5 protein-coding genes are annotated in these 5,276 nt (G+C 50.3%); 3 read left to right on the top strand and 2 right to left on the bottom strand.

Translation table 11 applies throughout. The features are described 5' to 3' along the window. Together ACJAZW_RS15030 and ACJAZW_RS15025 are read left to right on the top strand one after the other, a co-directional pair. Window positions 1-679: OmpA family protein (locus tag ACJAZW_RS15030; protein ID WP_415159555.1), on the top strand; the 679-nt coding region annotated here is incomplete at its 5' end. Between the two features lie 170 nt (window positions 680-849). Further along, complete coding sequence (locus ACJAZW_RS15025) at window positions 850-1,482, top strand: hypothetical protein (protein ID WP_415159553.1); 633 nt, start codon at window positions 850-852, stop codon at window positions 1,480-1,482. 69 nt (window positions 1,483-1,551) lie between these two features. Here the strand turns inward: ACJAZW_RS15025 and ACJAZW_RS15020 are convergent, their stop codons facing one another. Further along, complete coding sequence (locus ACJAZW_RS15020; protein WP_415159551.1) at window positions 1,552-2,478, bottom strand: alpha/beta fold hydrolase; 927 nt, start codon at window positions 2,476-2,478, stop codon at window positions 1,552-1,554. A 60-nt stretch (window positions 2,479-2,538) separates the two neighbouring features. Then, window positions 2,539-4,575, bottom strand: coding sequence for a transglycosylase SLT domain-containing protein (locus ACJAZW_RS15015; RefSeq protein ID WP_415159549.1), 2,037 nt, complete (start codon window positions 4,573-4,575; stop codon window positions 2,539-2,541). A 271-nt stretch (window positions 4,576-4,846) separates the two neighbouring features. Between ACJAZW_RS15015 and ACJAZW_RS15010 the strand changes: the two genes are divergently transcribed. Continuing rightward, on the top strand, window positions 4,847-5,276 hold a 430-nt coding region (locus ACJAZW_RS15010; RefSeq protein ID WP_415159547.1), incomplete at its 3' end, for a dihydrodipicolinate synthase family protein.

The following is a 5,276-nucleotide window of genomic DNA, read 5'->3' as shown; positions in this document are numbered from 1 at the left end:
TCAGGGTGTCCAAATGACGGGCAACGTGCCAAATGCTGGAGTTCGCTATGGTCTGCAACTCGCAAGTGGTCTGACAGATACGCCAAACTTAGTCGTGCAAGATGGCGCTCCGGATCGATTTGTCGCTTCAGCTTTTGCCGGCCTGCAAGCGCTTGAGTATCTGACGCAAGGGTCAGTTTCTCTAAGCGAGGGGCGCTGGTCAATATCAGGAAGCGCGAAGGACCTTGTGTCTCGCGAGCGTGCATTCGCAGCCCTTGGTCTGTCGCTGGATCAATGGCAAATGGACGTAACAACGCCGCCTGGGTGGGTAATTTGCGCGGAAGCAATTGGGGTTTTGTTGCAACAAAACACGATCGTGTTTCAAAGCGGCAGCACTGATCTGAACGCATCGTCAAAACAGGTTTTGGCAGATATTGCCGCCCAATTGAAGCAGTGCCCAGATGCGATTGTGGAGGTTGAAGGACACACAGACGCCGATGGACCTGCCGACGCAAATCTTACCCTATCTGTGCTGCGCGCTGAACGTGTTGTCGATCAGCTCCTAGAGTATGGTGCTGATGCAACAAAATTGTATGTTGTGGGATATGGCGAAACACTGCCCATTGCATCGAACGACACGATTGATGGTAAACGCCAAAACCGCCGCATAGTGATTGCAGTACGTAATGCACTGGAGTAGGGTTTGCTCACAACTGGAGGGATGTAATGTTTTTTGAAACCATCGGATTTCTAATTTCGCAATATTGGCTCTATTTGACCATTGCTTTGGTTATTGGCATCCTCACCGGATGGATGAGCTACGCTAGCGAAAACCAAAAATAGGCGCAGATTCGTCAAAGGGGAATTGGAATGAATACACCACATCTGATTGAAATTGCGCTGCTAATGCTAGCTGCGTTTCTAATTGGTTGTCTCATAGGCTATTTTTTACGCCGGATAATAAGCGGTGGAACACCCGCTTCAACAATTTCGGCAACGTCAAGCAACGACACTCAAAGTTCGACAACGGCCACTTCTGCGGCCGCATCAGCGGCAACCTCTGCGGTCAAAAAAGACGAACCGGCACCGGCCAAAGGGGATTCGGGTTCAGCAAAAACTCCGGCGAAAAAACCAGCAGCCAAACCTGTGGCGGCTGCTAAAACGACGACGGCAAAGGCAACATCGGCTAAGAAGGCAGTAAAGCCTGCGGCTAAAGCTGCACCTAAGAAGTCAACGACCAGCAAGACTGCCGGGGCTCCCGATGGCAAGCCAGAGGTATTGTCAGCACCCAGAGGCGGCGCAAAAGATAATCTGAAGAACATCAAAGGTGTGGGGCCAAAGATTGAGGGAACTCTCAACGATATGGGAATCTACCACTACGACCAGATTGCGGCCTGGAGCCGCAAGGAAGTGAAGTGGGTCGATGAAGAATTGTCGTTCAAGGGGCGCATTGACCGCGAAAAGTGGATCGCCCAAGCGAAAACTTTGTCCAAAGGAAGCTAGGGGCCAGACCCTAGTAGAAGCACAATTCCTTTTAATGTTAGAGGCCGGGAGCAGGTTTGTTTTCGGCCTCTATGCTTTTATGATGCCCTTATTTGAATGCATAATGAACTCAGCGATTGCGCCCATTTCCTCTGCATTCTCGAGCAAGGCTGGCGAGCCTTCGCCCACAATCTCCAGCGAGATCGCATCGGGCCTGCGTGTCAGCATGCGTTGATAGACGTCAGCGCGCAACAGGTCTGTGTTTTGGGTGCGCATCATGAGCAGGGGTACTTGGTTGAGGCTGTCAAACATCTCCCAATTGGAATTTAGGACATCGTCATTGTCAAATGCGTCTAACCGTTCCAACAACCGCCAGTCAAATTGCGGCTCCAAGTGTTTCCGCCTTTTATTCCATTGGTGCGTTCTGCCGCCAATGCTATCAAGTTTGCCGGTGCCCAACGACGGATAATCAGCACTTAGAATTTGCCGAATGGCTTGCATTGCGTCTTCTTGCTTTCGCACTTTTGCTAAAAACTTTAGATTGTTGCGCAACCGAACCAGTCCTTGCGCGCTGATTAATGCGCCCGTATCGCACAGAATCGCTGCACCAATCAATGTCGGCACCTTCGCACCAAGCGCCATGATCACCTGTCCGCCGTGTGACTGCCCAAACCAAATTGCTTTATGTATACCCAGCGCCCGGCACATTTCCACCATGTCTGATGCGTCATCAAGGGTTGAATAGTCTTCAGTTTTAAGGGCGTGCGATGCTAGCCCTCTGCCCAAAAGATCGACACGCAAGATGGGCCAATTTTTTTCTGAGAACTCGGAAAATTTATCCGCAAAGGCAAAAAAATCACTCATATTCCGCTGATAGCCAGAAATGCAGATAATTGGCACTTTCAAGGCGTCATCAAAATCGCCGCATAGTCGCACAGCGATTTGGCGCGCGCCACTTCGGACGCTGATCAGGCGCGCCGTGGTGCGCTCTTGTCGTACTGATAATGCAAGGTCCATACTATTTCGCTATACCAAGTATGTTGCCGGGTGAATAGCTGCGCGCCGCTTCACAACAGGTTATTTAATTGTTCGTAAGAACTTCGCCATTTGCAAGCGATTGTCGCCCAGCCGCAGCTTATATATCTGGTAATTGGCCAAAACGTTTTGCACATAACCTCTGGTTTCAGTGAACGGGATCAGTTCAATCCATACCACAGGATCAACACCGGCTAAACGGGGGTCGCCGTAGGCTTTAAGCCACTTGTTCACGTTTCCCGCGCCAGCATTGTAGGCCGCTGCTGCTAAAACCAACGACCCATCATATCTCTCCAGTTGTGCTTTGAGATATGTGGAGCCCAAAAGGGCATTGTACGCTGGGTCACTCGTCAATTTTGACGACGAGTAGGAAATGCCAAGTTTTCCTGCGGTTTCTTTTGCGGTGCCTGGCATTAACTGCATCAGCCCACGCGCGCCGGCATAGCTGGTGGCGGAGCGATTGAACCTGCTTTCCTGCCGAGCGACCGCATATACGGCCGCATTGTCAACATCGGCTAGCCTTGTGCGTGGCAGTCCATCTTTTGGGAAAGCAAACAAATCCAAGCCGACACCGCGACTGTTCGCAACGTCAGACATTTGAATGGCCAAATCGTGGGCCTCGATGTCCTGTGCCAACCTAGCCGTTAGCAACATTTCGCCAGCGTCTTTTACCTGATAAATCAAGCGTATCGTTAAAGGGCGTGCATATTCAAATGCGGCGTTATTTTCAAAAAGCCGGACTGCTTTTACGATTTCGCGTTGATTGAACACCGCCTCACTTTGCTGCCAGCTTGGCAGTCCACGCAACGATACTGTCTTTTCGCCCAACCTGACCATTGCAAGTTGACCATAGTAATATTGGCTGAATTTTGCAGCTTGTCGGAAATGTTCTGCCGCTTTTTCACGGTTGCCTAGTTTTGTGTATGCCCGGCCAAGCCAGTATTGTGACTTTGACGTACTCGAGGCCAAGGTCGAATTGCTGGCCATTCTCTCGAAATGTTGCGCAGCAACTGCTGCGTTTCCCAAAAACTCAAGCGCAATCCAGCCCGCATGGAAGTCAGCGTCAACCAAGCGACCCGATGGACCGCTCGTAAATCCGGCCGCTGCCTGATATGCGGTTGAGGGTTTGCCCACTTCTAACAATTTACGCGCCAATGTCCGCCGTTCGTACCACCACAAATGCGGTTGGGGCAGGGTTCCCGTTGCCTTGTTGAGTTCGTTGACCGCAGCGCTGATAGCGCCATTGTCGCTTAACCGTTGGGCATTTGAGAAATAGAATAATGGGTGATTGCGCAAGCTCGGATCGACACGATTCAACAATGTTGCTGCGTCTTTTTGCTTACGAGAGACGGCAATGCGCGCCACAACCAAACTGCGTTGCGCAGGAGATAGGCGATCCATAATCCGCTCGGCGCCGCTGGCGCGATCGTTCATCAAAAGCAGAACCGTGCGCGTCCAATGGTCTTCACGCGTTAATTGTCGCCAATATCGCTTCAGCAAATCGGCTTCTGTCTCTTGCGTTAAAAAGTTACTGGTCCAAATGAATTTGATGATCCGACCTGCACGTTCGGTCTGGCCATCAATCACATAAGCGTCAGCCAAAGCGATTTGGGCATCCAAGGTTTGCGGCATCGCACCGCCTAAAAGGTCGATGGTGGTTTTGCTATCTGCTGTTGCGACGGTGAGCGCCTGTTCAACCCTATTTGTGTATGTCTTTGCAGTCGCAAAATGTGGTGCATCAGCTTGAAAGCGCAGCACAGAGCCATAGTCGATTTTGCCGTTGCCAAAGTAGATTGATGCCCACTGGATTGCACGGCGCTCAACATTATCATCTATTCCCCGCGCGGCACCATATGCCGCGACATAATCGCCTTTTTTAAGGGCTGCGAGGGCATTTTGAAATCGTTGGCTACCTTTTGAGTTTGTTGACTGGTCCGAACCACCAATGGAGCTGGTTACCGTTGGGTCAATTTCTTGCTGTCCATAAGCAATGTTGGGATAATAAAGCCCAACAGCACAAGTGAGCGCAGTCGCTGTACGTATAAAACTCTTTGGGAGACGTGGGCAGTATGTTGGCATTTTAAGATCCATTATGTGTACGCAAAACAAAGGTTACGCAGCCCCCGTTGCACAACCAAGGTTTGAACATAATTCATTAAGGTGAATGATCGGTTTAGAGCGCGTTCAAAATCGACCTAAATTCACTCTTGTCAGCTTGCGGCCATAGTCATCTGCCATTATGTTCTACAACTTCGACGTATTCAGGTTCAAATTGCGGAAATTATTTGACCTTTTGGCGACAACATGTTGTCAACAGTGCGTATTGATTTGAGTAAGAAGGGAAGCGACGATGTTTCGTGGTTCTATTACAGCGTTGATCACGCCATTTCGCGATGGCGCAGTTGATGAATCTGCATTCTCCCGTTTCGTAGATTGGCAAATAAGTGAGGGAACCAAAGGGTTGGTGCCAGTGGGCACAACCGGTGAATCCCCCACCGTCAGTCATGCAGAGCACGAGCGGGTTATTGAAATCTGTGTCGAAACTGCGAACAAACGGGTGCCGGTTATCGCCGGCGCTGGGTCAAATTCTACTCAAGAAGCCATCGGCTTTGCAAAATTTGCGCAAAAAGTGGGTGCCGACGCAATCCTTTCCGTCACGCCATATTACAATAAGCCAAGCCAAGATGGCTTGTTTGCGCATTTCTGTGCGATTGCAAACGCGACCGAGTTACCAATGTTTTTGTACAATATTCCCGGCCGTTCGATCGTTGATATTAATA

The organism is Maritalea sp. (assembly GCF_047634455.1).
GTDB lineage: Bacteria > Pseudomonadota > Alphaproteobacteria > Rhizobiales > Devosiaceae > Maritalea.
This window is presented reverse-complemented; position numbering and strand designations above follow the sequence as displayed.

Bases quoted from the DNA above. Each gene is read 5' to 3' on its own strand.
- ACJAZW_RS15020 (WP_415159551.1), bottom strand. From the start codon at position 2,478: ATGGACCTTGCATTATCAGTACGACAAGAGCGCACCACGGCGCGCCTG.
- ACJAZW_RS15025 (WP_415159553.1), top strand. From the start codon at position 850: ATGAATACACCACATCTGATTGAAATTGCGCTGCTAATGCTAGCTGCG.
- ACJAZW_RS15015 (WP_415159549.1), bottom strand. From the start codon at position 4,575: ATGCCAACATACTGCCCACGTCTCCCAAAGAGTTTTATACGTACAGCG.